This is a genomic window from Corynebacterium sp. KPL4035, assembly GCF_037908325.1.
GTDB lineage: Bacteria > Actinomycetota > Actinomycetes > Mycobacteriales > Mycobacteriaceae > Corynebacterium > Corynebacterium kefirresidentii.
Genome location: NZ_JBBMGF010000002.1, coordinates 256,525 through 281,047, shown reverse-complemented (window position 1 = coordinate 281,047; position 24,523 = coordinate 256,525). Strand labels below are relative to the sequence as shown.

Below are 24,523 nucleotides of genomic sequence, written 5' to 3'. Positions count from 1 at the left end.
CGGGGCAGGCCGCACAGTATATCGGGGCCTTGCACGCATTATTATGACATGTTCGCCACCCAACCACAACAGCTAACAGCAGTTTTTCAACGGCCATGGCGCTGACCTGCACCGAATGCGTGTTCACTACTTTATCCCCCGCACGGGCTGCCAATCCCACATTATTGACTCGCCAACCACCATTAACTGCAGCCACTTCTACACCACTAAGCGCGAAGGGCAGCTACACTCGGCAGCACACCATGACGAATTCCCGCGAATCCTTTCCTCCCCGCCCCGCTAGCACGAGTTGCGCCGGCGGCGAGCACACACGCACCGCGGCGTTTTTCGATCTCGATAAAACCATCATCGCCACCTCCTCGGCCTATGCCTTTGGCCGCGAATTTTTGCACAACGGGCTCATCTCCCCGGCCGAAGCACTGCAGCTCTCCCTGGCGAAAGCCAGCTATATGTTTTCCGGCCTCTCCAGCGAAGGCATGGACGCTAGCCGCGATCAGCTCACCGCAATGGTCACGGGGTGGTCCGTGGAGGAAGTGCGCTCCATCGCCCGAGACACCATGCACCACGTGGTCACTCCCTCCATCTATGCCGAGGCCCGGGAACTTATCCGTGCCCACCGCGCCGCGGGCGACCACGTGGTCATTGTCTCTGCCTCCGCTGCCGTGCTGGTAGACATCATCGCGGAGGAGCTCGGCGTCGAGCACGTCATCGCCACCGAATTGGCAGAAAAAGACGGACGCTTTACCGGCGAGGTGCTCTTTTATTGCAAGGGCCCACATAAGGCGGAGGCACTAGAGCGCACTGCCGCCGCAGCAAACATTGATCTTAATGCCAGCTATGCCTATTCGGATTCCGCTACGGATATCCCGATGCTGGAGAAGGTTGGCCACCCCGTCGCGGTCAACCCGGACAAGCAATTAAAGCGCCACGCCATCAGCCATGAGTGGGATATTCGATCCTTTAAGGACCCAGTGCCGCTCCTGCCTGCGCCAACCGCTAAAGAAATCGGAATCGGCGCCTCCGTGCTGGCGGGTACCGTGGCGGCTATCGGCGCCGGGCTGTGGCTTGCCCAGCACCCTGACCGCCCCAGCTTCCCCAAGCGCGGGCCACGGCATACCTCTTAAGCGGCTCGCGCAATCGCGTCGGCCTCTGCACCACCGGCTGCCCAGGCAGCGAGGTGGGTAAGGAGGGCGTCGGCAAGCGCGGTGCGGTAATTATCCACCGCATCGGCATACTCAGCGCGGTGGCGGGTGTAGTAGACCTCGGGTACGGCGAAACCACGCGGGTCAAACCCCGTATGCACAGCGGCAAGGCGAGAAGCAACGCGGGCGACGAGACCGCTGCGAGGGCCGAAAAACTGCCCTGCGGCTATCTCGGCATGGACCACGCTCGGTAGAAGGAGATCAAAGGCGGGACCATTACCCTGGGCGATAAGCCGGCCCAGCCCTTGCAGCCGCGCGCTTTCACCGGTGGGGATACCGGTGCCACCGGCCGCGACGTCAATGCGCGCTAGAACCTGCAGCGGCGCTCGGGCAAAGGAGCGCACCGTGGTGTCCAAGAGCTCCGGCGCGGCCACAGAGTAGGCGCTTACGGCGCTGGCCAACGGCCCTTCTTCCACATTCTCTGGGCCCGGATGTGGGGGGATGGCGTAGCCATCAAGCGCCACGCTAGAACGGGCGCCGCGAATAAGGGACTCGGCGGAAATGACCTCAAACTTTCGCAATCCTGCAGGTCGGCGGTGTGCACGGGCAATGGCAGCGGCGGCTTTTTCTGCACTTTCTTTCACCCCCGGCAGGCGAAACAGCGGGGATAACGCGTCAATTTCTGACATATACATTAGGATAGCCGTGGAAGTCCCTACGTATGCGTGGCACCATGGGAGAATAGTGATTCCATTATTATTAGGGACATTACAAGGTTTAGATAAACGCGAGGAGAATTAATCGTGAGCAACGATGGACTGTATACCGACGGTACTGATCAATTTGCACCGAAGGTGAACTCGATCCCATTGAGTGACGTGGATACGTCCTCGTCCGAGATCTCGGTAGGCCAGCTGGTCTCCAACGCCACCGAGCAGATGTCCCAGCTCGTACGCTCCGAGGTGGAGCTGGCTAAGACCGAACTGGCAGAGTCCGCAAAGAAGGGTGGAATTGGTGCTGGTCTCTTCGGCGGCGCTGGCACCATCGCGCTGTATAGCTCTTTCTTCTTTTTCTTCTTCTTGGCAGAGCTCCTCGCCATCTGGCTGGACCGTTGGGCAGCGTTCCTGATCGTCTTCTTGATCATGATCGTCCTCGCCGGCATCTTGGCCTTTGTTGGTCTGAAGAACGTCAAGCAGGTGAAGGCGCCGCAAAAGACCATTGACTCCACCAAGGAGCTCAAGAACCTGGTTCCGGGCAAGGCACAAAAGTCTCTGGACCGAAAGACCACCCACGGCCTCTACACCTAAACCGGCAGGCGCCACGCACACGCAGCACGCCACGCACACGCAGCACGCCACGCAGTCGTGCTCCCCTCTATCCGCCCTAGCTAGCCTGGGGCGGATTTTGTGTACTTTCCCCTATCCTCTACCGTTTCTGCCCCAACTATAGAAAGGCGGCACCATGGCCTTTGCACCCCTGCCTCCCTCAACGGTGGAGCTGGAGGGACCTTATGCGCATGACTTCGTCCATACCCGCGGCATCCGCCTGCACGTGGCCACGGCGGGAGAGAGCACGCAGCCACTAGTGGTACTCATCCACAGCGCCTTTGGTGGGTGGTTCGACTATCAAGACGTCATTGCGCCGCTTGCACAGCGCGGCTTCCACGTCGCGGCGGTAGATATGCGCGGCTTTGGCATGTCCGATAAGCCACCTATTGATGCGGGGCAAGATATTCGTACCTTGGTGGGCGATATCAGCGGGCTCATCCAGGCCTTGGGCCATGACGACGCCTTTGTGGTCGGTGCCGATACCGGCGGCGCGGTGGCTTGGTGCTTAGCCGCTGAGCGCCCCGAGCGGGTGCGCGGCTTGGCTTCCATCTCCGCCGCCCACCCGGTGGATCTGCGCCGAGCGATTGCCGCCCGGCCGTGGGATTTTGGGTGGATTAACCTGCGCTCGCTGCTGTGCCGCCTACCCCGCGTTACCCGCGCCCAGAACCTGCTACTTAGTCCGCGCGCCTACCGCAAGGAGTTGGAGCTGGATACGGGGCCTTCGCTTAACGGAGCCACCTTTGACCGCATCCTCGATCTACGCCTGCGCGCCTCCCGGATCGGCAGCGTTCGGCGCGGAATCTTGTGGAACCACCGTATGCGCACCGCCGTTGTCCCCCTGAACTGGGTGGAACTGACAGTGGAACGACCCGTCCTTTTCATCCACGCCCAACAACGGCTGTGGAATCCCGTGGTCCGTCGCGCCGCCTTGCGCGCCCGCCACAGATTTACCGCCACGACCGTGCCCGGTGCGAAGAACCTACCGCACGTGGAAGCACCGGCGGAGTTCGTCTCTACGCTGGGGGCGTGGCTCCAAGAAAATACCTAGTGGGCCACGCACTCACCGGTATCGACTGGGTGGGTAAGCTGCGCGACGTCCCCGATCTGACTGTTGACTTCATCAGCGGTGAGCGCATAGCCCGTTTCAGAGTCATCCACCGAGGCGCCAAAGACCACGCCTAGGACCTCGCCAGCCGTATTGACCAGTGGGCCGCCGGAATTTCCTTGCTGGATATTGCCGCGAACGGTGTAGGAATCGCGCTCCACATGCCCGTGAGAGTAAATATCCGGACCAGAAATGGTGATGCGATCGCGCACGCGCGCCATCTCGGTGTCGAAAGGCCCAGAATGTGGGAAGCCCATCACCATGGCATCATCGCCCGTCTGCGCTGGGGTTTGGGCCCATGGCAGCGGATCGATGCCTAAGTCTCGCGAATGCAACACCGCCACGTCCACGTCTGGGTTGTAATAGACCACGGTCGCATCCTTAAGCCCCAGCTTGGTATCAAGGCGCACGGTCTGCGTGCCGGCCACCACGTGGGCATTGGTGATCACGTAGTCATCGGCTACCACGAAGCCGGAACCCATGAGGCGGCGGGAGCACTCTTCGGCGTCGCCAAGCACGTGAATGATGGAGGGCCGCATGCGGCGCACCAGCTCCGGATCCTGCACGTCTGGGTCCGGCTCTTTTACTTCCTCATTGCTAATGGAGTTTTGCCAGGGCGAAACCAACGGCGGCAGGCCGGACTCATTAAGCATTGCCGCCACGCCATTGGGCAGCGCCGCTACCCGCGCCGGCGCGGCCGAGTTGAGGTTGCCCAAGATACGCGAATCGCGCAGGCCCTGACCGGCCGCACCACCCAAGTTGGTGGCCACAGGGATAGAAATCAGCCAAATAACCACCAAGGCGGCAAAGGCTTGGAATACCGCACCCACCGCAGAATCGAGGCGCTGTGTCTTGCGCGCCTTCATGCGGTCGCGCACGCTGCCGCCCAGAGAGGAGCCGATGAGCTGCCCGATGCCCACGAATAGCACCAAAATTCCTACCAAGAGCAGCAAGCGCAACGAGGGCTGATCCACCAGGCGCAATGCGGCAGGTGCCACGGCAATGCCCAGCACTACCCCAGCACCCACTCCGATGGAGGCCAAAACTGCCGCGAGGGCACCATTGCGCCACCCACTAAGTAGCGCCAACAGGACGGCGACCACAATCAGGCCGTCAACGATAAGCGCAGGAGTCATGGCTATGGATTCTTTCTATTTGGGGGTTAAGACGTACACGTACCGCGGCACAAGCGGTTAGGACATCTTCTCATTATTGCGGGAGTTTTTGAGGGAGTCACGCAGGTCCATGACTGAATTGTTATCCCAAGGAACGCTCCACCCAGAGTGCTGCAAGAGAGCCGAAAGCACGCCGGCGGTAAACCCCCAGATGACATAGCCATTGGCATGAAATGCTGGTCCTTGCCATTTTCTAAAGCCCACCACGAAGCGATTGCGTGGATCGACCAATTCCCGGATGGGAACGAGAAAGACATCATCGGTTTCATCAGGGCTGGCGGGATAGACCTCCCCCGGCTGGTTCCAATGCGCCAGGATCGGGCTCACGGGATTGCCGGTGGCACGGATATGCAGTTGGCTCCACTGCTCTAATGGGGTCACGGAATTACGCTGCAGGTCCGTTTCTTCCCAGGCTTCCCGCAGCGCAGTATCCACTAGCGAGGTATCACCGGGATCTCGGCGGCCGCCCGGGAAAGCAATTTGTCCGGAGTGAGAACGCATGGACGGCGAGCGGTGTGTGAGCAAAATGCTGCCCTCCTCCGCGCTTTCGCCGCTAAGTAGCATAAGCACAGCCGCCTCCCGTTTGACCGGCACCTGCGCAGTAGTGCCATTGAGGGACGAAGCCTGCCGGTTGCCTATGAGCTCTTGCACCTGGCTCGGATCTACCCCCAACGCTGGCTTGAGCCATTCTGGTGTGCACTCGGGACGAAGTTGGCTCATGCCGCAATCGCCTCTTTCACGGCCCGTTCAATCTCCGCTGCGGAGCTAAAGGGCTGCGCAAATTGCTTGCGCACTTCGCCGTCCTTGAGCACCACTGTCACCGGAACTACGCCTGGCAGGCTCAACTGACCGGCAAATTTATTATCCGCATCCTGGAAGCTCGGCAGATCCACTCCCACGTCATTCAAGAAAGCTGCACCGTTTCCCGCGTTCTTATCCGCGTGCACACCCACGACCTGCCAGTCTGGGTGCGTCTCCGCCACCTTTTGCAGATAGGGAAGCTCCGCGCGGCACGGCTCGCACCACCACGCCCACACGTTGACCACGCTCACACCTTCATCGGCACGCTTTCCGGTGGCCTTACCGCCCAAGCAATCCAGCTCTACCCCAGCTACGGTGCCGGCTGGACAGTCTGGACGCTGCGGGACTTCTTGCGGAGCAGCCTCGGTTGGCACTGCCTTCTCGGCTTCGTCCCCACCCCGCAATTGCGAGACCCCCACTACCGCGATAACGGCGATGAGGATCGCGGCAATCACCGTGCCAAGGACGTAGTTCTTCATGCCTTAAGCCTAGCGCCCACTAGCCGCTGGACACATATCCCGCAGCACGCATGCACCGCACTCCGGCGTGCGCGCATGGCATACCTGGCGCCCATGAAAGATGACGCGGTGAGAAAACATTGTCCACTCTTCTTCTGGCAGGAGCTTGGCGATGTCCCGCTCAATCTTTAGCGGCGTCGTCTCCCCTGTGAGTCCGAGCCGCTGCATAAGGCGGCCGAAGTGCGTATCCACCGTCAGCCCCGGAATCCCAAAGGCATTTCCAAGCACCACCAGCGCGGTCTTACGCCCCACGCCGGGCAGGCTGGTGAGCTCCTTAACCGTGCGGGGAACCTCGCCTTGAAAATCTGCCACCAGCTTCTCCCCTATGCCCAAAAGGTGTCCCGCCTTAGCTCGTTGAAAACCCAACGGGCGCAGGATGCGCTCCAGTTCCGACCGCTGCGCTGCTGCATAATCCGCGGCCTCGGGGTAGCGGGAAAAGAGTTCAGGGGTCACCGAGTTCACGCGCTCATCCGTGCACTGGGCAGAAAGCACCGTGGCTATCAAAAGCTGCAGCGGGGAGTCATAATCCAAGGCACAACGCGCATCTGGATACTCCTGTGCCAAACGCCTATTTATCTCCGGTGCCCGTAGCTCCGGCGCGCTGGCCGCTGACAGTGCTGAATTCATGGCATAAAGCTTAGTAGACTAGGAAAACATGATTTCACTTGTGATTCTGGTACCGCTTGCGATCGCCCTTTTCGCCCTCCTGATGGAAAAGCTCGAGGCAGTTGTTTTCGCTGACTAAGCCGCAAACTCGCTGGCCGGAGTTGTGCCTCTAGCACGATCAGAGTTTCTATAGTGTGACAAAAATTCACTGAAGTACCAAAAGTGACCAATTACACTGTAAGATGAAACGCGTTACACAGTGACCCCGCTTGTTCCGCATTGTCGAGTGCATGAAAGACCGCACCCAGATGTGGCGCAGGCGCATCTATGGACTTTCGTAGTCGACATCCAAGGAGTAAAACGTGGAAGGCGTACAGGACATCCTCTCCCGCGCCGGAATCTTCCAAGGCGTTGATCCCGTTGCAGTGCAGCACCTCATCGAGCAGATGGAGACCGTGCGCTATCCGCGCGGAACCACCATCTTCGACGAGGGCGAACCTGGTGACCGCTTGTACATCATCACCTCGGGCAAGATTAAGCTCGCTCGCCACGCCCCGGACGGCCGCGAAAACCTCCTGACCGTCATGGGCCCATCCGATATGTTCGGCGAGCTGTCCATCTTCGACCCGGGCCCGCGCACCTCTTCCGCAGTATGCGTGACCGAAGTTCAGGCGGCCACCATGAACTCCGAGCTGCTCAAGAAGTGGGTTGGTGACCACCCCGAAATCGCACAGCAGCTGCTACGCGTCTTGGCACGCCGCCTGCGTCGCACCAACGCCAACTTGGCCGACCTCATCTTCACGGATGTTCCCGGCCGCGTGGCAAAGACTTTGCTGCAGCTGGCCAATCGCTTCGGCGTCCAGGAAGGCAGCGCCCTGCGCGTAAACCACGATCTCACCCAGGAAGAGATTGCCCAACTGGTCGGCGCCTCTCGTGAGACCGTCAACAAGGCGCTCGCCACCTTTGCCCACCGCGGTTGGATCCGCCTCGAGGGCAAGTCCGTGCTCATTGTCGATACCGAGCACCTCGCCCGCCGCGCTCGCTAAGTAAGCGCGAGCTCGCCACACCCCCGCTTAAAGCGGGGGTTTCGCTGGTTTTCGCCCCCTTGCCCAGCATTACGTGAAGGCCAGCCCCACTTCCCTGGTGCACCAGCGCAGGGGCTAAAACAATTAAGCCCCTTTTCCTACTAGGAGGAAAAAGGGGCACATAGGAGATACGGCTTATTTAGTCTTGCCGTCCAAATACTTCAGCGCGGTGCGAGTGGACTGCTCCGCAGCGTGGCGCAGTACCGGATCCACATCATCGTACATCTCGTTGACCAGGGTATTCAGATCTACATCCTCACCCAAGCGGGAGCGGATCTCCTTAATCTGATCAAGGCGGTAGTGGCGGCGGTCGATATACTTGCGAGCTACCTGGGACGTGTCATCCAAATCTGGGCCGTGCCCTGGGAACAACGCGATATCCTTACCGCGCTCCTCTAGGGTATCCAAGGTGTGCAGATAGTCGGCCAAGTTTCCGTCCGTCTCCGAAAGCAAAACGGTGTGACGGCCTGCGATGGTGTCACCGGAAATAATGCCTTCGAGACGGGAGTTTCCTACTTCACCGCTCCACACAAAAAAGCAGGTGGAGTCCGCGGTATGGCCAGGGGTGTGAACAACCTCGAGGCGAGGGGTGATGCCGTCGAGGGAGATATGCTCACCATCCTGCAGCGCCTCGGCACCGTTGCAGTAACTCGGATCGAATGCGCGGATGGGGGCGCCGGTCATCTGCCGCAGGCGCTGCGCGCCAGATGCGTGATCATCGTGGCGGTGAGTAATCAAAATCAATGCCACCTCACCTGCGTTGCGGTGCACAACGTTGAGATGGCCTTCATCCTCTGGACCCGGGTCTACGACGATCGCCCGGGAGTCTTCAGCGGCGCGAATAATCCACGTATTCGTACCCTCAAGGGCGGTGTAGCTGGGGTTATCACAAAGGACTACGCCAACGGATTGGCTGACGGGACGCAATTGACTATATGCAGGGTGCTCCATAGTTACTAGCCTATCCGATCAAGCAGCAATTTCTACGATTAGTTCGATCTCTACCGGCGCGTTTTTAGGCAACGCAGCCACACCAACGGCGGAGCGAGCATGCGTTCCGGCATCCCCAAAGACTTCACCAATGAAATCCGAGGCGCCATTGATAACTGCTGGCTGATCTGCATAGCCCGGATCAGAAGCCACGAACCCCACAATCTTTAGCACGCGGGAGATATTATCTAGGCCCACCTCAGCATCGATGGCGGCGAGCGCATTGAGCGCCGCGATACGGGCCTGTTCTTGGGCTTGTTCCGTAGTGATTTCGGCACCAACCTTGCCGGTCAGCGGCAAGGTTCCCTCCACGAGGGGAAGCTGACCGGAGGTCCAGACCTGATTTCCTACGCGCACGGCCGGCACATAGGAAGCTAGCGGCTTGGCGACGCCCGGTAGCTCGTACCCCAGCTCCCGCAAGCGAGCATGAAAGCCCATTTACTCTGCCACCTCGCGCTTGAAGTAGGCCACGACGTTTTCTGGGTTCGGGCCAGGGGTGACGGTAACCAGTTCCCAGCCGTCTTCACCCCAAGAATCGAGGATCTGCTTCGTAGCGTGGGTAAGAACAGGTGCGGTTGCGTATTCCCATTTAGTCATGGGTCCCATTCTAACTATTAAATACGCCCCACGCCGTCAAAATTCTTAAATCCCGACGAGTTCGCCGCCCTCAGCCAAGTAGTGCGCCCAATCCGTGATGTGAGGGTTCTTGCGCAGCAATGCACGGCGCTGACGCTCGGTCAGCCCGCCCCAAACACCAAACTCGACGCGGTTATCCAAAGCATCGGCACGGCATTCGGTCAACACCGGGCAGTGGCGGCAGATGACCGCCGCCTTGCGCTGTTCTGCACCGCGCACAAAGAGGGCATCCGGGTCACCCTTACGGCATTTAGCCTGGGTAACCCACTCACCACGCTCGGGATTTCGGGCTGTATTAGACATTCCAGCAGTCTTCACACGAACGGTCATGGGTGAGTGTGCTCCTTCCCAGACGGAATACTATGTAACGCGCCTAAGTCTATTCACCCAGGTAGAAGATTGTCTAACACGTCACACTTTAGGGGGTGCGAGTGATCTTCCACCCACCGAGGGCGACCACGTAGTGTATGGGGCGTGACTGTCATCAAATCTTTGGCCAAGATAGCCCTGTCTACGGTCTTGGTAGGCGCGCTGATCGCCCTGGCCCTTGCCCCCTTCGCGGGCATTTCCGGGGTAGCGATTGCCCGTACTAACGAAACCATGCAATCTGACCTGCAAGATCTGACGGCCGGAAATATCCCTGGCGTCACCACCATTAAAGATGCCAAGGGCAAGGACATGGCCTATGTCTTCAGCCAGCGCCGCCACCCAGTGGAGGGCAAGAAGATTTCTAAAGCCATGAAAAACGCCATCGTCTCCATTGAGGACGAGCGCTTTTATGATCACGAAGGCGTAGACTTCCAGGGCAATTTCCGCGCACTGTGGACCAACCTGACCTCGGGTGGTGTCTCCCAGGGTGCTTCTACCATCGATCAGCAGTACGTAAAGAACTACTTGCTGTTGGTTTCTGCTACCACCGATGAAGAGCGTGCCGCGGCCACCGAGCAATCCATAACCCGCAAGCTGCGCGAGATGCGCATGGCTACCAAGATGGATGAGGAGTTAGATAAGGATGACATCCTCACCAACTATCTCAACCTGGTGTCTTTTGGTAACCATGCCTATGGCGTCGAGGCCGCAGCCCGCACCTATTATGGCACCCACGCCTCTGAGCTCACGGTGCCACAAGCAGCAATGCTGGCGGGCATGGTCCAATCCTCTGAGCGTCTCAACCCCTATACCAACGCCGGCGAAGTAACCGAAAGGCGCAATCTCGTCCTGCAATCCATGGCGGATAACGGCTATATCAAGCAGCAGGAAGCGGATAAGTATAAGGGGGAAAAGCTGGGCGTCGGCAAGAAGCCCCAAACGCTAGCCAATGGCTGCATCGGCGCGGGTGACCGCGGTTTCTACTGTGATTATGTCCTGAAGTACCTGGATAAGAAGGGCATTAGCGAAGAACAGCTGGCGCGCGGTGGCTACACCATCAAAACCACGCTGGATCCAACGGTGCAAAATAAGGCCCTTCAGGCCGTGCAAAGCCACACCAACCCGGACGCCCCAGGCGTGGCGGAAGTCATGGACGTCATCAAACCCGGTAAATCGGATCGCAAGGTGCTGGCCATGGTCTCCTCCCGTGACTATGGCTTGGACTTGGACAAGAATGAAACCATCCTGCCGCAGCCCTATTCCCTGGTAGGCAACGGCGCCGGCTCCGTGTTTAAGGTCTTTACCGCCGCGGCCGCGCTTGAGGCAGGCTATGGCATTAAAAACACCGTGGATGTGCCCACCCGCTACGAGGCGGAAGGCCTTGGTCACGGCGGCGCCGCCGGCTGCCCGGCGGACCGCTACTGCGTGGAAAACGCTGGCGCCTATAAGGCCACCATGACGCTGCAGGAAGCACTGGCCCACTCGCCCAATACGCCATTTATCAAGCTCACCGAGCAGGTAGGCGTAGCCCCCATCGTTGATATGGCCGTGCGCTTGGGCCTGCGCTCCTACGATGACAAGGGCAGCTTTGATAAGGACACCTCGATTGCCCAGCACACCAAGGAAGCCAATTCGGGTTCCTTTACCCTGGGCCCAGACCAGGTCAACCCGCTGGAGCTAGCCAATGTGGGTGCCACGCTGGCCTCGGATGGCAAATGGTGTGAACCCAACCCCATCGCCCAGATCACCGATAAGGAAGGCAACGAGGTCTACCTTAAAGAAACCCCGTGTGAGCAGGCGGTGGATAAGGACGTGGCCCGCGCCATGAGCAATGCTTTGTCCGAAGATGCCAAGCAGGGCACGGCCAAAGATGCCGCCCAGGCGGCCGGCTATTCCAGCCCTATCGCGGCAAAGACCGGCACCACCGAGTCCAACCAATCCTCTGCTTTCTTGGGATTCAATGAGGGCATTTCCGCCGCTCCTTATATTTATAACGACGGCACCTCCACCGTCCCGCTGTGTACTGGCCCGGTGCGCCAGTGTGCGGGTTGGGGCAACCTCTACGGCGGCTTGGAGCCGGCGCAGACCTTCTTCAGCATGGCCTCCCAGCTGCCGATAGCAACCAAGGCTGGTCTGCCGAACTACAATAAGAAGTACGATAACGGCACCACGGCCGATAAGACCCTAGATGGCCTGCGCGGCAAGTCCGAAGCCGAGGCGCGCCAGGCCTTGGAAGCTAAGGGCTATGTGGTCAAGACTTCCCGCGTCATCGGCGGCGATGTGCCTTATGGCCGCGTAGTTCGCGCCATTACCGGCAAGGATGGCAAGAAGAAGGGGGCAGAAATTACGCTGCAGCTTTCCGACGGCGCCGGGGCCTCCCAATCTCCCTCCTCCGGCGTGGCCGATGCTAACTCCACCGGCACACAAAACAGCACCGGCGGCGCTAATACCGACGGTGCTACTAGCCCGGGCCGCTCGACTGGCGGCACAGGCGGTGACGGTGGAGGGGGCGGATTCTCGCCGGAAGACTTTGGCATCCGCCAAGAGGACATCGATAACTTTGCCAACGATATCCGCAGCCTGCTTGGCCGCTAGGCTCCGCCGCCCAGTGTGGTCTCGCCCGCTCTAGCTCAGCTGGGCTTTGACCTCAGCGGACAGGCGCTTGCCGTCCGCTTGGCCGGCGGCCTTGGCATTGGCCACCTTCATTACGGCACCCATCTGCTTCATGGTGGGTGCTTCGCCGTTTTCGGCTTCGACCTCGGCGATGGATTCCTTCACCAAGGCCTGCAGCTCGGACTCGTCTAGCTGGCGGGGCTGGTAGGCCTCGAAGAAGGGGACATCAGCAAGCTCGGCTTCAGCCAACTCCGGACGCCCATTTTCCTCATAGACCTCGGCGGACTCGCGGCGCTTTTTGATTTCGCGCGCAATTACCTTAAGGATATCGGCGTCCTCCAGCTCGTGCCGGGAGCCGTTAGTCTCCTCGGCCTGGATGGCGGCCAGCAAGGCACGGATGGCGCTGGTGCGCTGCTTCTCCTTCGCCTTCATTGCGGTTTTCAGATCTGCACGGATGGTTTGTTTTAGCTCGCTCATGCCTATCAATGTACGCCAGGTAGGGTGGTAGCCGTGAAACTTTTACGTATTCTTGGCGGCCTCACCGCTGCGGGCCTGGGCGCCGCAGCATGGGGCTATAGCGAACTGACCAAATTCGAGCTCAAGGAATATACGCTCCCTCTCCTGCCCAAGGGCACTCTGCGTGGCAAGCCGGAATTTCGGTTGCTCCACCTTTCTGATCTGCACATGATCCCGGGCCAGGAGACCAAAATTGCCTGGGTCTCTGCTCTCGACGCCTTGGAGCCGGACCTCGTAGTCAACACCGGCGATAATCTCTCCGATCAGCAGGCCGTACCCGATACGCTGCGCGCTCTCGGTCCGCTGCTGGCCCGCCCCGGCCTCTTTGTCTTTGGCACCAATGACTACTGGGCCCCGCGTCCGGTCAATCCCTTCAAGTATCTGCTGGGCAAAAAGCGGGAGCCTTCCTATGTGGATCTGCCCTGGCGCGGTATGCGCGCCGCCTTTATGGAGCACGGATGGCGCGATGCCAACCAGGCTCGGCATGAGTTTAAGGTGGGCAACGTCCGTCTTGCCGCCGCCGGCGTGGACGATCCACACCACGATCTGGATGATTACTCCGAAATCGCGGGTCCTCCCAACGAGGATGCTGATTTGTCCCTGGCCCTCCTCCACGCTCCCGAACCCCGCGTGCTGGAGAAGTTCGCGGCCGACGGCTACCAACTCTCGCTCTCTGGTCACACCCACGGCGGCCAAATTTGCCTGCCGGGATCCCGTGCACTGGTAACCAATTGCGGCGTCGACCGCGACCGCGTGCAGGGGCTCCACGATTTCGGCCCGATGAAAATGCATGTCTCCAATGGCTTGGGCACCTCCAAATTTGCCCCCGTACGCATCTTCTGCCGGCCCTCCGCCACGCTGCTAAAAATCACTGAGGTGGACTAAACGCAACCACCTGCCGTTTTGTTGATTGCGCTTAGCTTGCGTTAAAGTATCGAGGTACCGCTTTTCAAGGCGGAACGCCGGGATATGGCGCAGGTTGGTAGCGCGCTTCGTTCGGGACGAAGAGGTCGCAGGTTCAAATCCTGTTATCCCGACCATGAGCCCGCAGCTGTGCTGCGGGCCTTTCCTTTACTAGGCCAACATTCCCATAAACAGCGCCGCGGCCACCAAGATGGCGGAAAATAGCCACGCAATGGGGAAAGCCAGCTTGAGATATTTACCCATCTGGCCTTCCGCTAGCCCCAACGCCAACCATAATGCGGGTGAGAACGGCGAGACGAAGGTGCCCACCACGTTACCAATGATGAGCGCGCAAGCCGCACCCATACCGCTGACCCCAAAGCTTTCCACGGTTCCCTGAACAATAGGAAGAACTGAGAAGTAATAGGCATCCGTCGAGGTCAACAAGTCAAGCGGTACACCAAAGAAGCCCACAATAACGTGGAGATGCGGCGCGACACCCTCCGGCAAGACGTTAACTAGCGTCAGGGCGATTTCTTCAAGCATCTTCGTTTCATTGAGAACGCCCAAGAACATGGCCGCGGCAAGAATGACGCCCGCCATGGCCAATGCATCAAGCGCATGGCGCCGTAGGGCCTCGCCTTGTTCCATGGAACCGCTGAAATTAATGGCGAGCGTGATAGTAGTGGCCACGAGGAAGGCTGGGGCGGGCGGAACTACGCCCGATAGCAGAGCCACTAAGACCGCAAGGGCTACGACAACGTTGACCACGGTAACCCAGCGTCCCGTGCGGAAGTGGTAGCCCAATTTATGTTGTTCACGTACCTGTGCAGCAGCGAATTCATCGGCCAATTCATTCACGTCTACTGCCGTGCCGCCTGCTATTTCGCCGCTTTCGCGCAAACCCGCTATGCGGCGCTTTTCCCGCCACCCCAAAAGCGCAGCCAAAACGAAGACCAGCACAATCGCTACGCCCTGAATGGGCAAAAGTTGCACCCAGATGGCATTGGGCTCTTGATCGACTACGGCGCCGGCCCGGCCAAGCGGGCCGCCCCAAGGAACCATATTCATTATGGAGGCGGCCATCGCCACAATGGTGATAAGCACGTAGCGCGACATATTCAGCGCACGATAGAGCGGGAGTAGCGCGGGGATGGTGATAAGGAAGGTGGTAGAACCAGATCCATCGAGGTGCGCTACTACGCCGATCGCCGCAGTGCCCAACGTTACGGCCATGATTTTTCCGCGGGTAGCCTTGATGAGCGCGCGGATAACCGGAGTAAATAGGCCAACATCTTGCAATATGCCAAAGAAGATGATGGCAAAGATAAACATCACCACAACGTTGATGACGGAACTTAAGCCTTCACTGAAAAAGTCAGATATTTCGCCTAGACCAAATCCACATACTAGGGCACCAACTACAGGCACCAATGTCATGGGAATGATGGGGTTTACCCGGCCGCGAATTAAAATTCCCACCGTCACGAAAATGACCAAAAGGCCTACGGTCGTAAGGCCGAGCGGGGTCTGCATAGTGCTCCTTTACAAGTTGACGTCCCGCCGTGCCGCACGTGACACAGATAGACGGGGTGTGACTCAGATTAAACCCTGGCCACCGGCAGCACTACCACTACCTCAAAAAAATTCACACCACTTTGAATTGAATTGTCTATAGATGAGTGTCGTCAAAAAGGTATGCAAAGCGTGAAAACTACCCCACCCCGATAAAACGGCGGCCGTTGTGCACGGATTCTTGCGCAGAAAATGCAGATAAATACCCCATATATGGGAAACGACGCGGTGCCCCTACAGCGCCGCGTCGTCCCTATTCCCTATCACTCACAACGGATTGGAGAAACCGTTTGCCTACCCCCTAAGTAGGCTTTGTGAGCAAGACCAACTGTAGCATTCACACAATGCAAACGGTAGCGGACACCAAGATTCCCAGTTTCCACCAATATTTTTTATTCTTAGGTCTGCATTTTCAGACCTAATTGACCGAATCTTTAGTTTTTACTGTGGACAAGGCCCACCATTTTGCACTTAACCCAACGAGAGTGACAGCCAACAATACCGCAATCCCAGCCCAGAGGACGGCTTGTTCGCCTTCGTTGCCCGCCACCGTGACAGCCGCGGTAGTCCAATTCAGCGGCAAAAGATTAGAAATAACTTGCCATACCTTAGAAACCCCGGCAATTGCGGCGGATTTCCACAACCAGCCCACCAGCGCGGTCTGGCCGATGCCAAAGAGTGTCGCAAGAATACTGCCGGCAGTAATACCGCACAGGCCTAGCAGGCCACGCGTAATGGCCGTCATAGACAGCGCGCCCAGGAGAAGCGCCACCCCAGCCCAGGCCGCCGCCACGGGAGTAATACCAGTGGCAAGCACGAAGAGGAGGATTTCCCCGATGGCCACCGCAGCCAGCGTTCCGCCAGCCACCATTAGCCAAGGGCGGAACCCTACGTGCCAGGCCACGCCAGCTGCCGCACCTGCGAGCAAGACCAAGGCGGAGATCAGCAGCGCCACAATAGGACTCAGCAAATGCGTCGGTCCTTGGGATGCAGTATGCACCGGCGGCAGAGCACGCTGAATATCGCCCACATTCGTCTGATTTTGGGCCGCCATGCCGGAGAGCTTGCCGGCGCCGTCGTCAAGCTTGTCCACGCCTTCCTGCGCCTCACCGACGCGCTTGCTAAGCTCCGCTATACCCTCATTGAGCTCTTGCGCGCCCGATACCGCCTGATTCACGCCATCGTGATAGGCGTAGCCATTGACTGCCAACTGATTGGACAGATCGCGCGAGCCGTCCTTGAGCTTCTTGAGCTGGCCAGTTACCGAATTATCCAGGCGGAAATTATTCACCTGCGCGCGGAGATCACCCAGCTGCGCGCGAATATCCTTCGCTTCTTTGGATTTATTGCCTTCTAGATCGTGCATCGTGTCATCGATGGCCTGCAGGATCTGCCCCTGGACGACCCCGAGGCCGACCACCTGGTCCACAGCGCCACCTACGCCATTGGCCAGCTCCGTGGCGCCGCCACCGAGCGTATTGGTTCCAGACTGCAGCTGATTGAGGCCGGATACCAGTTCTTGGGAGCCCGTCGCCAGCTTGTCGACGCCCCCTCCAAGCTCATCCGCCCCCTTGTTGAGCTCCCCCGTGCCGTCGTCAAGCTGCTTGGCGCCCGATTTAAGCATGCTTGCCTGTGCCTGGGCGCGGCTGGCTGCTTCGGCGGCTTCTTTCACCTCTGGAGAGGAAGAATTTTCCCGTGGCGCGCCAAACGGCTGCGCGGCGCTAGACCAAGCATGGGCAGGTTCCCACTGCGCGAGGCCCGCCACCGTAGCTCCGATAACCAACGGCAGGGCAAGCAAGAAGATCAAGAGGACGCTGCGCCACCGGGAGGGAGACGCAGCGTCTGGGGAAGCAAGGCGTGAGGTCATGGTAATGAACCTATCCTTGCAGGTCACTCCCCTGCTGCAGGCGCGCCGAGCACCCCACATTGCCGATTACTCTAGAATATATGGCATGCCCCACATTTATTCCCTAGCTCCTTCCCGTTACCTTGCCACCGCGGCCTTCGTGCCGCTGTGCTTTGGCCTTGTTGCCTGCTCCAACGACGCCGATACGTCCGCAGAACCCGAGTTTTCCGATGCCACTGCTCTTAGCTCCTCCGCCGAGGAGACCTCCTCCGAAGAAGCCACGAGTGAGGCCACCACGTCGGCAGCCGCAGAGACCACCGCCGAGGCTGAACCTACTTCCGTAGAAGCAGCTCCCTCCTCATCCCCCGCAGAAGCAAGCGATAAAGAGAGCGAAGACCAAGCCGCCGCGCCCGCCGATACAGGCCAGGGCGATTGCTCCCCAGAAGCGCTACAACCCACGGCCCCCAGCATGACAAATATCCGAGTCAGTGACTGCGATGGCCAATGGGCGCACTTCGGCAAGGACAGCACGGACTGGACGGCTTGGGCGCGCTACGACAATGGCCAGTGGGTAGCCATTGAGCCCATTGGCGAAGCCACCTCCGGCATGACCGCCCCGTGCTACGACGTAGACAAGTGGGCCGCCGAGGGGGCGCCCGCTTTCCTTACCGAAAATATGCGCCGCTGCGACTAGCCGCACAGCATAACTTCGCCCCCCCGTACCGCGCTTTATAACTGCGCGATACGGGGGCGGAGTTTTTAGTGCGGAGGGACTGCCGCGGAAGGATTACTTCTTCTCGGCGTAGACCTCACGCACGCGCTGGCCAAGGGCTGGGTGCACCTTAGTCCAGTAGTCGTAAACGCGCTCCTCGGTTTCCTCAGATACACCTGCCATAGCATTGGTGATATTGGTAACCAAGCGCTCCTTGGCGGCGTCATCATAGACGTTTTCGTACAAGTCGCGCGCCTGCACGAAATCATCATCTTCGGAGTGGCGAACGTACGGTGCACGCACCAGATCGCCGCCGTAGGACTCCGGATTGATATAAAGCTCCGCCGCGGTGGTGGTCTCGAGCTGGGAGCGGTCATTCACAGCGGCGTCGTCAAGCACGCCAGTGCCCTTTTCATAGCGGTTCGGCGAGTACACCGGATCCTCCGGGGCATTGAAAAGGAACTGCATGCTGCCCTCGTGCTGATAAGTATTGACCTCATCCACATTCTGCGGCTGGTTGACCGGCAACTGCTGGTAGTTCGGGCCAATGCGGTAGCGCTGCTGGTCAGCGTAGGCGAAAACGCGTGCCTGCAGCATCTTATCTGGGGAGAGGCCAACACCCGGCACGATATTGGATGGATCGAGCGCCACCTGCTCAATCTGCGCAAAGAAATTGCGTGGGTTGCGGTTGAGCACGAAGTAGCCCACATCGTGCAGCGGGTAATCCTTCTTGGACCAGACCTTGGTTAGGTCGAAAGGATTAAAGCGATAGTTCTCCGCCTCATCCAGCGGCATGATCTGTACCTTGACGTCCCAGACTGGGTAATTGCCCTCCTCGATGGCGTTGTAGAGGTCCTCGCGGTGGCAATCCGGGTTCTGGCCGGCGGTCGTGGTGGCCTCCTCGTCGGTGAAGTTCTCTACGCCCTGGCGGGTCTTAAAGTGGTACTTCACCCAGAAAGCCTCGCCTTCTTCGTTGACCCACTGGAAGGTGTGGGAGCCGTAACCATTTTGGTGGCGGGTCGACTTCGGCGTGCCGCGGTCACCCATGAGGTAGGTGACCTGGTGGGCAGACTCCGGGTTGCGGGTCCAGAAATCCCACTGCATATCCGCATCGCGCAAACCATTGGTGCCCAGACGCTTCTGGGAGTGGATGAAGTCAGGGAACTTCTGGCCATCGCGAACGAAGAAGACTGGGGTGTTATTGCCCACGATGTCCAGGTTGCCTTCCTCGGTATAAAAACGCAGCGCAAAGCCGTGTACATCGCGCCAGGTATCCGGGGATCCCTGCTCACCGGCGACGGTGGAAAAGCGGCCCATCATCGGGGTGACGGTGCCCTTCTGGAAGACCTTGGCCTTGGTATAGGCGGATACATCTTCCGTAATGTGCAGCTCACCGAAGGCTCCGTGGCCCTTAGCGTGCGGGGTGCGCTCCGGCACGCGCTCGCGGTTGAAGTGGGCAAGCTTTTCAATGAGGTGGATGTCATTGAGCACCACTGGTCCCTGCTGGCCAGCAGTCACCGAGGTGTTCTCGGAAGGAACTGGTTGGCCAGACGGGCGGGTGGTATTGCCCTTGCCAGCGGGGCGCTGGCCCTTGTTCAGGATGTCATCAGCGGTGAAATCAGTCATTTTGCCTCCTGGCAATCAGTGGATATGTACCACCAGTGTGGCAAAAGAATCACCGGTTGTCAGGGGTCTAAAAGGAGTGTAGGGGCTACTGGTAGATTCATTCAGGTGACTCACCACTCCGCAGCAGATGACGCCCGCGTCACCGACCTTGCCCTTCGGGCCGGTCGCGGTGACCGTGCGGCGCTGACGGAGTTTATTAGGGCTACCCAGGATGATGTGTGGCGTTTGCTAGCGCATTTAGGCGGGCCGGAAGGCGCCGACGATCTCACCCAAGAGACCTATCTGCGCGTGATCAGCGCCCTGCCACGCTTTGCGGCCCGGTCCTCGGCACGCACGTGGTTGCTGTCTTTAGCCCGGCGGGTGTGGGTGGATAATATTCGCCACGATATGGCCCGGCCGCGCAAATCTGCCACCGAATACGAAGACGCCATGGGTGCGGCACCAGAAGAGTCCACGGCATGGAGTGAATGGATAGATGCCCGCGCGCTTATCGACGCCCTCCCGGCCGACCGCCGCGAAGCCCTCATTCTCACCCAGGTGCTGGGCTACACGTACGAGGAGGCGGCCAAGATTGCTGGCGTGCGGGTAGGTACTATCCGCTCCCGCGTCGCGCGCGCCCGCAAGGATCTGATCGCAGGGACAGGTTAATACCCCCATACCGGCCCCCTTGAGGCGGCGAGATAATTTCACCTGCAAATTGTTACGCTCTGGTTACCTTGCACCCCAAGAGCCCCAATTTTTGGCATTTAGCTGCAGATTGAGCACCAGATGCTGGGTGAAGGAGGCCACAATTAGGGCGATTCTTGCCCGAAATATTTCTCCGATGTGTGGTTTATTAGATGTGTACACACGTGATAAATCGACCGTCGATCCGGGCCTGCGCGATCCCAATGCCGGGCCCGGCGCGTGTGAGTAAGAGAGTTTCTCCCTTTCATGTTAAAACGCGCAATCGGAATTTCCATGGCGTTTATCGGCGTCGTCGTGGGCGCGGGTTTCGCTTCTGGCCAAGAAGCTATGCAGTTCTTCGTGGCCTTTGGCAAGTGGGGCTTGTGGGGCATCGCCCTAGCCGCTGGCTTGATGATGATCACCGGCGTGTCCATCCTGCAGCTCGGCTCGTATTTCCAGGCCGAGGAACATACCGCTGTCTACGACAAGGTCGCATCGCCGTTTACCGCCAAGATTTTGGACTGGTCCACCCTGGTGACCCTGTTCGCCATCGGCTTCGTCATGTTCGCCGGCGGTGGTTCGAATATCAATCAGCAGTTCCCGTCCATTCCTGTATGGGTAGGCGCCACCGCGATGCTGATTCTGGTGCTGCTCGTCGGCCTGATGGATGTTGACCGCGTGACCGCAGTCATCGGTACCATCACCCCGTTCATCATCATCTTCGTGGTGCTTGCCACCGGCTATACCATTGTGAACGCGGACGTAGACTTCTCCGCCATGAATGACTGGGCGGTTAATAATGTAGATACCTCGCTGCCCAACTGGTGGCTATCCGCACTGAACTACACCGGCCTAAACGTGATGACGGCTGTGTCCATGTCCATCGTCATTGGCGGTAACTTCCTGGATAACCGTGCAGTGGGCATTGGTGGCCTTATCGGTGGCCTGCTCTACCTCATCCTATTGGCCCTGCTGGTCTTCGCCCTGTTCTTCGAAGCTAAGGACGTCAACGGTCAGGATATGCCAGTGCTGAGCCTGATTACCGGCATCCACCCGGTACTCGGTGTGCTCATGACCTTTGTTATTTACGGCATGGTCTTTAATACCGCCATCGGCATGTTCTACGCGCTGGGTAAGCGCTTGACCCGCAATAATCCTAAGCGCTTCTACCCTGTCTACGCTGTTTGCTGCATCGTCGGCTTCGTCCTGTCCTTCGTGGGCTTCCAGACGCTGGTCAGCAATGTCTACCCAATCCTGGGTTACTTGGGCCTGCTGATGATCGCGGTGATGGTCTTCAACCGCATCAAGAACGGCAGCAAGCTAGCCGATGAGTCCGACCGCCGCATGCGCGCACACGAGCTGGTTTCCCGCCGCCTGGACCCACGCAAGCGCTTTACCAAGAAGAATGAGCGCGAGCTGCGCAAGCTGGCTGCGGCATCCAATATGGAAACCACCGAGTTCGTCACCAATATCGCAGAAGAGATCCACGAAGAGCTCGAAAACGATGACGATATCGATTACGACCGTGAAGATCCGGAGCCATCCGTGACCTACGTGCAGCACACCAAGCCGGAGGTTCCGTCCTCCGATAGCGACCTTGACTTTGGCAAGAAGGATGCTGCCGCTGATAGCGGCAAGGCTACTGGCACCGCCAAGCCAGTCTCTGAGGACTAGCCTTCTCGCCCACGTCAATCAAGATAAAAGCTCGGCGCCCTCCTTATCCCGTAACGAGGAAGGAGGGCGCCGAGCTTTTGTGTAACCTGCGACGAAGCGGCACCTGCTTAGACGAGTAGCTCCGCGATCTGAATGGTGTTGAGCGCGGCACCCTTGCGCAGATTATCGCCGGCGACAACGAGCACGAGGCCCTTGTTATCGTCCACCGTCTGGTCCTGACGGATGCGGCCTACCAAGGATTCGTCGATGCCGGTGGCAGCGAGCGGGGTGGGGACGTCGGCAAGCTTAACGCCCGGGGCACCGCTCAAAAGCTCGGTGGCTTGCTCGGGGGTGATTGCCTTGTCGAACTCGGCGTGGATGGTCAGGGTGTGGCCGGTAAAGACCGGGATGCGCACGCAGGTACCTGCAACCTTCAGCTCCGGAATGTCTAGGATCTTGCGGGATTCGTTGCGCAGCTTTTGCTCCTCATCGGTCTCTAGGGAGCCATCATCCACGAGGTTGCCGGCCATCGGCAGCGCGTTATAGGCAATGGGCGCCACATAAGGGCCAAAGTCCTCGTCATTGAGTGCAGAGCCATCGTGGACCAAACCCACATTGTGCTCGCCAACGGAATAGACCTGCGCGGCCAGCGCCTGCACGCCGGCCAGGCCGGAGCCGGAGACCGCCTGGTAAGAGGACACATGCAACTTGTTCAGGCCCGCGGCATCGTGCAAGACCTTCAGCACCGGCATAGCGGCCATGGTGGTGCAGTTCGGGTTCGCGATGATGCCTTTGGGGGTGTTCTTGGCTTCCTGCGGGTTGACCTCGGAGACGATGAGGGGAACCTCTGGATCCTTGCGGTAGGCCGAAGAGTTATCCACCACGGTCGCACCGGCCGCGGCGAACACTGGAGCCCATTGCTTGGAGGTAGAACCACCGGCAGAGAACAAGGCGATATCAACGTCGGCGACGGATTGCTCGGTAACCTCGGCGAGGTCCTCAACGGTAATCTGCTCGCCGCGGAATTCGAGCTCGGTGCCGGCGGAGCGGGAAGAGGCGAAAAAGCGCACCTTATCGGCCGGGAAATTGCGTTCTTCCAAGATGGAGCGCATAACGCGGCCGACCTGGCCGGTAGCGCCTACTACTGCAACAGTGGTCATGACTATAAATCCTCTGTAGTTGCTGTGGGTGTTTAACGTCCGGTTCCAGCATAAACCGTGGCTTCTTCTTCGCCACCAAGCTGGAATTTCTCGTGCAGTGCACGGGCGGCCTTTTCCAGGTCAGCCTCGCGGGTGAGCACGGAGATGCGGATTTCAGAAGTGGAGATGAGCTCCATATTGACGTTGACGTCGCGCAGGGCCTCGGTGAACTCTGCGGTAACGCCCGGATGGGACTTCATGCCGGCGCCAACGAGGGAGACCTTCCCCACTTGGTCGTCATACAGCACATTGGCCCAGCCTCCTTCAGATTTCAGCTTGCTCAGCAGCTCCATGGCACGCGGGCCGTCGGCACGCGGGCAGGTGAAGGTGATATCGGTGGTGCCGTCCTCCAGGGAGGAGACATTTTGCAAGACCATATCGATATTGATCTCTGCATCGGCAATGACGCGAAAGACCTTCGCAGCCTCCCCCGGGCGATCCGGGATGCCCAGGACGGTGACCTTTGCCTCGGACTTATCGGTTGCTACACCAGTTAGTACTGCTTCTTCCACGGGGATATCCTCCATCGATCCGGTAACTAGGGTGCCGGGGTCATTTGAATAAGACGAGCGAACTCGCAAGGGTACATTGAATGCGCGGGCGTACTCCACGCTGCGCAGGACCAAAATCTTGGAACCTACCGCGGCCATCTCCAACATCTCCTCAAAGGAGAGCTTGTCTAGCTTCTGCGCGTCTGGGACGATGCGCGGGTCTGCGGTATAGACGCCATCAACATCGGAGTAAATCTCACACACGTCCGCGTTTAGCGCGGCAGCAAGTGCCACCGCGGTGGTGTCGGAGCCACCGCGACCCAAGGTGGTGACATCGCGCGATTCCTTATTAACTCCCTGGAAGCCGGCGACGATACAAATCTTGCCTTCGTCCAAAGCCTCGGTCAGGCGGCCCGGGGTGACGTCCACGATGCGGGCATTGCCGTGGCGCTCGGTGGTGAGCACTCCGGCTTGGGAGCCGGTAAAGGACTGGGCGTGGGCACCAAGCGATTCCACTGCCATGGCCACCAGAGCATTAGAGATTCGCTCGCCGGCGGTAAGCAACATATCCATCTCTCGCTGCGGCGGGACGGGATTGACCTGGGCGGCAAGGTCGAGCAGCTCATCGGTGGTATCGCCCATGGCGGAACACACCACGACAACGTCGTTGCCCTGCTTCTTGGTGGCCACGATGCGCTCCGCAACGGCGCGGATGCGGTCTGCGGATTCGAGGGATGAGCCGCCATACTTTTGCACGATCAGGGCCACGGTAAGGATGCCGCCTTTCGTCGTTCAAGGCATCCCTGGCGTGTGTGTACACGCCCGGAAATACCTGTCGTTCATTAGTCAAAGACCCATGCTACCCCGCAGGGTCTTTGCCCTCATCATAATTCCTAGACAATGCTTAATTTTTATTCACACGCCCCCAACGTTAAGCGCACCACACGCTCGCTTCCTTAGCGCAGAAA

24 protein-coding genes and 1 tRNA gene are annotated in these 24,523 nt (G+C 59.1%); 10 read left to right on the top strand and 15 right to left on the bottom strand.

Features of this window, described 5'->3' with window-relative positions:
• The first annotated feature begins 242 nt into the window (after positions 1 to 242).
• Complete coding sequence (locus WMP96_RS03195; RefSeq protein ID WP_340432139.1) at positions 243 to 1,124, top strand: HAD family hydrolase; 882 nt, start codon at positions 243 to 245, stop codon at positions 1,122 to 1,124.
• Here the strand turns inward: WMP96_RS03195 and WMP96_RS03190 are convergent.
• Complete coding sequence (locus WMP96_RS03190) at positions 1,121 to 1,837, bottom strand: hypothetical protein (RefSeq protein WP_023020418.1); 717 nt, start codon at positions 1,835 to 1,837, stop codon at positions 1,121 to 1,123. The two genes, WMP96_RS03195 and WMP96_RS03190, sit on opposite strands and share 4 nt — an antisense overlap.
• Positions 1,838 to 1,945: 108 nt before the next feature.
• Between WMP96_RS03190 and WMP96_RS03185 the strand changes: the two genes are divergently transcribed.
• Together WMP96_RS03185 and WMP96_RS03180 are read left to right on the top strand one after the other, a co-directional pair.
• Complete coding sequence (locus WMP96_RS03185) at positions 1,946 to 2,449, top strand: phage holin family protein (protein ID WP_445292939.1); 504 nt, start codon at positions 1,946 to 1,948, stop codon at positions 2,447 to 2,449.
• Positions 2,450 to 2,603: 154 nt separating this feature from the next.
• Complete coding sequence (locus WMP96_RS03180) at positions 2,604 to 3,518, top strand: alpha/beta fold hydrolase (protein ID WP_340432138.1); 915 nt, start codon at positions 2,604 to 2,606, stop codon at positions 3,516 to 3,518.
• Here WMP96_RS03180 and WMP96_RS03175 read toward each other — a convergent pair.
• Genes WMP96_RS03175 through nth form a run of 4 tightly spaced genes read right to left on the bottom strand, consistent with a single transcriptional unit; the run spans position 3,515 to position 6,696 of the window.
• A complete protein-coding gene (locus WMP96_RS03175) occupies positions 3,515 to 4,711 on the bottom strand; it encodes a MarP family serine protease (protein ID WP_340432137.1) in 1,197 nt (398 codons plus the stop codon). The genes WMP96_RS03180 and WMP96_RS03175 overlap by 4 nt on opposite strands.
• A gap of 57 nt (positions 4,712 to 4,768) precedes the next feature.
• Complete coding sequence (locus WMP96_RS03170) at positions 4,769 to 5,470, bottom strand: NUDIX hydrolase (protein ID WP_023020414.1); 702 nt, start codon at positions 5,468 to 5,470, stop codon at positions 4,769 to 4,771.
• The gene (locus WMP96_RS03165) at positions 5,467 to 6,030 is read right to left on the bottom strand and encodes a TlpA family protein disulfide reductase (RefSeq protein WP_340432136.1); all 564 of its coding nucleotides are present in this window, start codon (positions 6,028 to 6,030) and stop codon (positions 5,467 to 5,469) included. The genes WMP96_RS03170 and WMP96_RS03165 overlap by 4 nt, the downstream gene beginning before the upstream one ends.
• 9 nt (positions 6,031 to 6,039) lie before the next feature.
• Positions 6,040 to 6,696 (bottom strand): endonuclease III, encoded by a 657-nt coding sequence (gene nth, locus WMP96_RS03160; protein WP_301732914.1) that lies wholly within the window; start codon positions 6,694 to 6,696, stop codon positions 6,040 to 6,042.
• A 341-nt stretch (positions 6,697 to 7,037) separates the two neighbouring features.
• Between nth and glxR the strand changes: the two genes are divergently transcribed.
• Complete coding sequence (gene glxR / locus WMP96_RS03155) at positions 7,038 to 7,721, top strand: CRP-like cAMP-activated global transcriptional regulator GlxR (protein WP_005323128.1); 684 nt, start codon at positions 7,038 to 7,040, stop codon at positions 7,719 to 7,721.
• A 174-nt stretch (positions 7,722 to 7,895) separates the two neighbouring features.
• Here the strand turns inward: glxR and WMP96_RS03150 are convergent, their stop codons facing one another.
• Genes WMP96_RS03150 through WMP96_RS03135 form a run of 4 tightly spaced genes read right to left on the bottom strand, consistent with a single transcriptional unit; the run spans position 7,896 to position 9,716 of the window.
• Positions 7,896 to 8,711: an MBL fold metallo-hydrolase gene (locus WMP96_RS03150; RefSeq protein WP_248099244.1), complete on the bottom strand. Its 816-nt coding sequence runs from the start codon at positions 8,709 to 8,711 to the stop codon at positions 7,896 to 7,898.
• Positions 8,712 to 8,729: 18 nt separating this feature from the next.
• A complete protein-coding gene (locus WMP96_RS03145; protein WP_023020409.1) occupies positions 8,730 to 9,188 on the bottom strand; it encodes a RidA family protein in 459 nt (152 codons plus the stop codon).
• Positions 9,189 to 9,347, bottom strand: a complete 159-nt coding sequence (locus WMP96_RS03140; RefSeq protein ID WP_005323131.1) for a DUF4177 domain-containing protein — start codon at positions 9,345 to 9,347, stop codon at positions 9,189 to 9,191.
• Positions 9,348 to 9,392: 45 nt separating this feature from the next.
• Positions 9,393 to 9,716: a WhiB family transcriptional regulator gene (locus tag WMP96_RS03135; protein WP_023020408.1), complete on the bottom strand. Its 324-nt coding sequence runs from the start codon at positions 9,714 to 9,716 to the stop codon at positions 9,393 to 9,395.
• Positions 9,717 to 9,860: 144 nt separating this feature from the next.
• On the opposite strand from WMP96_RS03135, the gene WMP96_RS03130 reads away from it, so the two are divergent.
• On the top strand, positions 9,861 to 12,350 hold the full coding sequence (locus WMP96_RS03130; RefSeq protein WP_239207841.1) for a transglycosylase domain-containing protein: 2,490 nt from the start codon (positions 9,861 to 9,863) through the stop codon (positions 12,348 to 12,350).
• 30 nt (positions 12,351 to 12,380) lie between these two features.
• Here the strand turns inward: WMP96_RS03130 and WMP96_RS03125 are convergent, their stop codons facing one another.
• The gene (locus tag WMP96_RS03125; RefSeq protein ID WP_023020406.1) at positions 12,381 to 12,845 is read right to left on the bottom strand and encodes a GatB/YqeY domain-containing protein; all 465 of its coding nucleotides are present in this window, start codon (positions 12,843 to 12,845) and stop codon (positions 12,381 to 12,383) included.
• Between the two features lie 33 nt (positions 12,846 to 12,878).
• Between WMP96_RS03125 and WMP96_RS03120 the strand changes: the two genes are divergently transcribed.
• Both WMP96_RS03120 and WMP96_RS03115 read left to right on the top strand, forming a co-directional pair.
• The gene (locus tag WMP96_RS03120; RefSeq protein ID WP_301732917.1) at positions 12,879 to 13,769 is read left to right on the top strand and encodes a metallophosphoesterase; all 891 of its coding nucleotides are present in this window, start codon (positions 12,879 to 12,881) and stop codon (positions 13,767 to 13,769) included.
• A gap of 78 nt (positions 13,770 to 13,847) precedes the next feature.
• A tRNA-Pro gene (locus WMP96_RS03115) sits at positions 13,848 to 13,924 on the top strand.
• 34 nt (positions 13,925 to 13,958) lie between these two features.
• On the opposite strand, the gene WMP96_RS03110 is transcribed toward WMP96_RS03115, so the two are convergent.
• Both WMP96_RS03110 and WMP96_RS03105 read right to left on the bottom strand, forming a co-directional pair.
• Complete coding sequence (locus WMP96_RS03110; protein ID WP_340432135.1) at positions 13,959 to 15,323, bottom strand: CitMHS family transporter; 1,365 nt, start codon at positions 15,321 to 15,323, stop codon at positions 13,959 to 13,961.
• 457 nt (positions 15,324 to 15,780) lie between these two features.
• Positions 15,781 to 17,229, bottom strand: coding sequence for a hypothetical protein (locus WMP96_RS03105; RefSeq protein ID WP_340432134.1), 1,449 nt, complete (start codon positions 17,227 to 17,229; stop codon positions 15,781 to 15,783).
• Between the two features lie 85 nt (positions 17,230 to 17,314).
• Between WMP96_RS03105 and WMP96_RS03100 the strand changes: the two genes are divergently transcribed.
• Positions 17,315 to 17,902: a hypothetical protein gene (locus WMP96_RS03100; RefSeq protein WP_301715848.1), complete on the top strand. Its 588-nt coding sequence runs from the start codon at positions 17,315 to 17,317 to the stop codon at positions 17,900 to 17,902.
• A 93-nt stretch (positions 17,903 to 17,995) separates the two neighbouring features.
• Here the strand turns inward: WMP96_RS03100 and WMP96_RS03095 are convergent, their stop codons facing one another.
• Entirely contained in the window at positions 17,996 to 19,546 is a 1,551-nt protein-coding gene (locus tag WMP96_RS03095) for a catalase (RefSeq protein WP_200288362.1), read from the bottom strand.
• Between the two features lie 105 nt (positions 19,547 to 19,651).
• Here WMP96_RS03095 and WMP96_RS03090 point away from each other — a divergent pair, with 105 nt between their 5' ends.
• A complete protein-coding gene (locus WMP96_RS03090) occupies positions 19,652 to 20,194 on the top strand; it encodes an RNA polymerase sigma factor (protein WP_200288363.1) in 543 nt (180 codons plus the stop codon).
• Positions 20,195 to 20,479: 285 nt separating this feature from the next.
• Positions 20,480 to 21,886 carry a YkvI family membrane protein gene (locus tag WMP96_RS03085; protein ID WP_086588697.1) on the top strand — a complete coding sequence of 469 codons (1,407 nt, stop codon included), beginning with the start codon at positions 20,480 to 20,482 and terminating at the stop codon, positions 21,884 to 21,886.
• 107 nt (positions 21,887 to 21,993) lie between these two features.
• Here the strand turns inward: WMP96_RS03085 and WMP96_RS03080 are convergent, their stop codons facing one another.
• Both WMP96_RS03080 and WMP96_RS03075 read right to left on the bottom strand, forming a co-directional pair.
• On the bottom strand, positions 21,994 to 23,025 hold the full coding sequence (locus tag WMP96_RS03080; RefSeq protein ID WP_086588696.1) for an aspartate-semialdehyde dehydrogenase: 1,032 nt from the start codon (positions 23,023 to 23,025) through the stop codon (positions 21,994 to 21,996).
• A gap of 32 nt (positions 23,026 to 23,057) precedes the next feature.
• Positions 23,058 to 24,323 (bottom strand): aspartate kinase, encoded by a 1,266-nt coding sequence (locus WMP96_RS03075; protein WP_200288366.1) that lies wholly within the window; start codon positions 24,321 to 24,323, stop codon positions 23,058 to 23,060.
• Positions 24,324 to 24,523 lie beyond the last annotated feature (200 nt).

What these genes read in the sequence shown, in the direction of transcription:
- WMP96_RS03135 (WP_023020408.1), bottom strand. Translation starts at nt 9,716, where the DNA reads ATGACCGTTCGTGTGAAGACTGCTGGAATGTCTAATACAGCCCGAAAT.
- WMP96_RS03095 (WP_200288362.1), bottom strand. Translation starts at nt 19,546, where the DNA reads ATGACTGATTTCACCGCTGATGACATCCTGAACAAGGGCCAGCGCCCC.
- WMP96_RS03110 (WP_340432135.1), bottom strand. Translation starts at nt 15,323, where the DNA reads ATGCAGACCCCGCTCGGCCTTACGACCGTAGGCCTTTTGGTCATTTTC.
- WMP96_RS03180 (WP_340432138.1), top strand. Translation starts at nt 2,604, where the DNA reads ATGGCCTTTGCACCCCTGCCTCCCTCAACGGTGGAGCTGGAGGGACCT.
- WMP96_RS03165 (WP_340432136.1), bottom strand. Translation starts at nt 6,030, where the DNA reads ATGAAGAACTACGTCCTTGGCACGGTGATTGCCGCGATCCTCATCGCC.
- WMP96_RS03105 (WP_340432134.1), bottom strand. Translation starts at nt 17,229, where the DNA reads ATGACCTCACGCCTTGCTTCCCCAGACGCTGCGTCTCCCTCCCGGTGG.
- WMP96_RS03170 (WP_023020414.1), bottom strand. Translation starts at nt 5,470, where the DNA reads ATGAGCCAACTTCGTCCCGAGTGCACACCAGAATGGCTCAAGCCAGCG.
- WMP96_RS03085 (WP_086588697.1), top strand. Translation starts at nt 20,480, where the DNA reads ATGTTAAAACGCGCAATCGGAATTTCCATGGCGTTTATCGGCGTCGTC.
- WMP96_RS03150 (WP_248099244.1), bottom strand. Translation starts at nt 8,711, where the DNA reads ATGGAGCACCCTGCATATAGTCAATTGCGTCCCGTCAGCCAATCCGTT.
- WMP96_RS03100 (WP_301715848.1), top strand. Translation starts at nt 17,315, where the DNA reads ATGCCCCACATTTATTCCCTAGCTCCTTCCCGTTACCTTGCCACCGCG.
- WMP96_RS03125 (WP_023020406.1), bottom strand. Translation starts at nt 12,845, where the DNA reads ATGAGCGAGCTAAAACAAACCATCCGTGCAGATCTGAAAACCGCAATG.
- WMP96_RS03195 (WP_340432139.1), top strand. Translation starts at nt 243, where the DNA reads ATGACGAATTCCCGCGAATCCTTTCCTCCCCGCCCCGCTAGCACGAGT.
- WMP96_RS03145 (WP_023020409.1), bottom strand. Translation starts at nt 9,188, where the DNA reads ATGGGCTTTCATGCTCGCTTGCGGGAGCTGGGGTACGAGCTACCGGGC.
- WMP96_RS03175 (WP_340432137.1), bottom strand. Translation starts at nt 4,711, where the DNA reads ATGACTCCTGCGCTTATCGTTGACGGCCTGATTGTGGTCGCCGTCCTG.
- WMP96_RS03140 (WP_005323131.1), bottom strand. Translation starts at nt 9,347, where the DNA reads ATGACTAAATGGGAATACGCAACCGCACCTGTTCTTACCCACGCTACG.
- WMP96_RS03190 (WP_023020418.1), bottom strand. Translation starts at nt 1,837, where the DNA reads ATGTATATGTCAGAAATTGACGCGTTATCCCCGCTGTTTCGCCTGCCG.
- WMP96_RS03080 (WP_086588696.1), bottom strand. Translation starts at nt 23,025, where the DNA reads ATGACCACTGTTGCAGTAGTAGGCGCTACCGGCCAGGTCGGCCGCGTT.
- nth (WP_301732914.1), bottom strand. Translation starts at nt 6,696, where the DNA reads ATGAATTCAGCACTGTCAGCGGCCAGCGCGCCGGAGCTACGGGCACCG.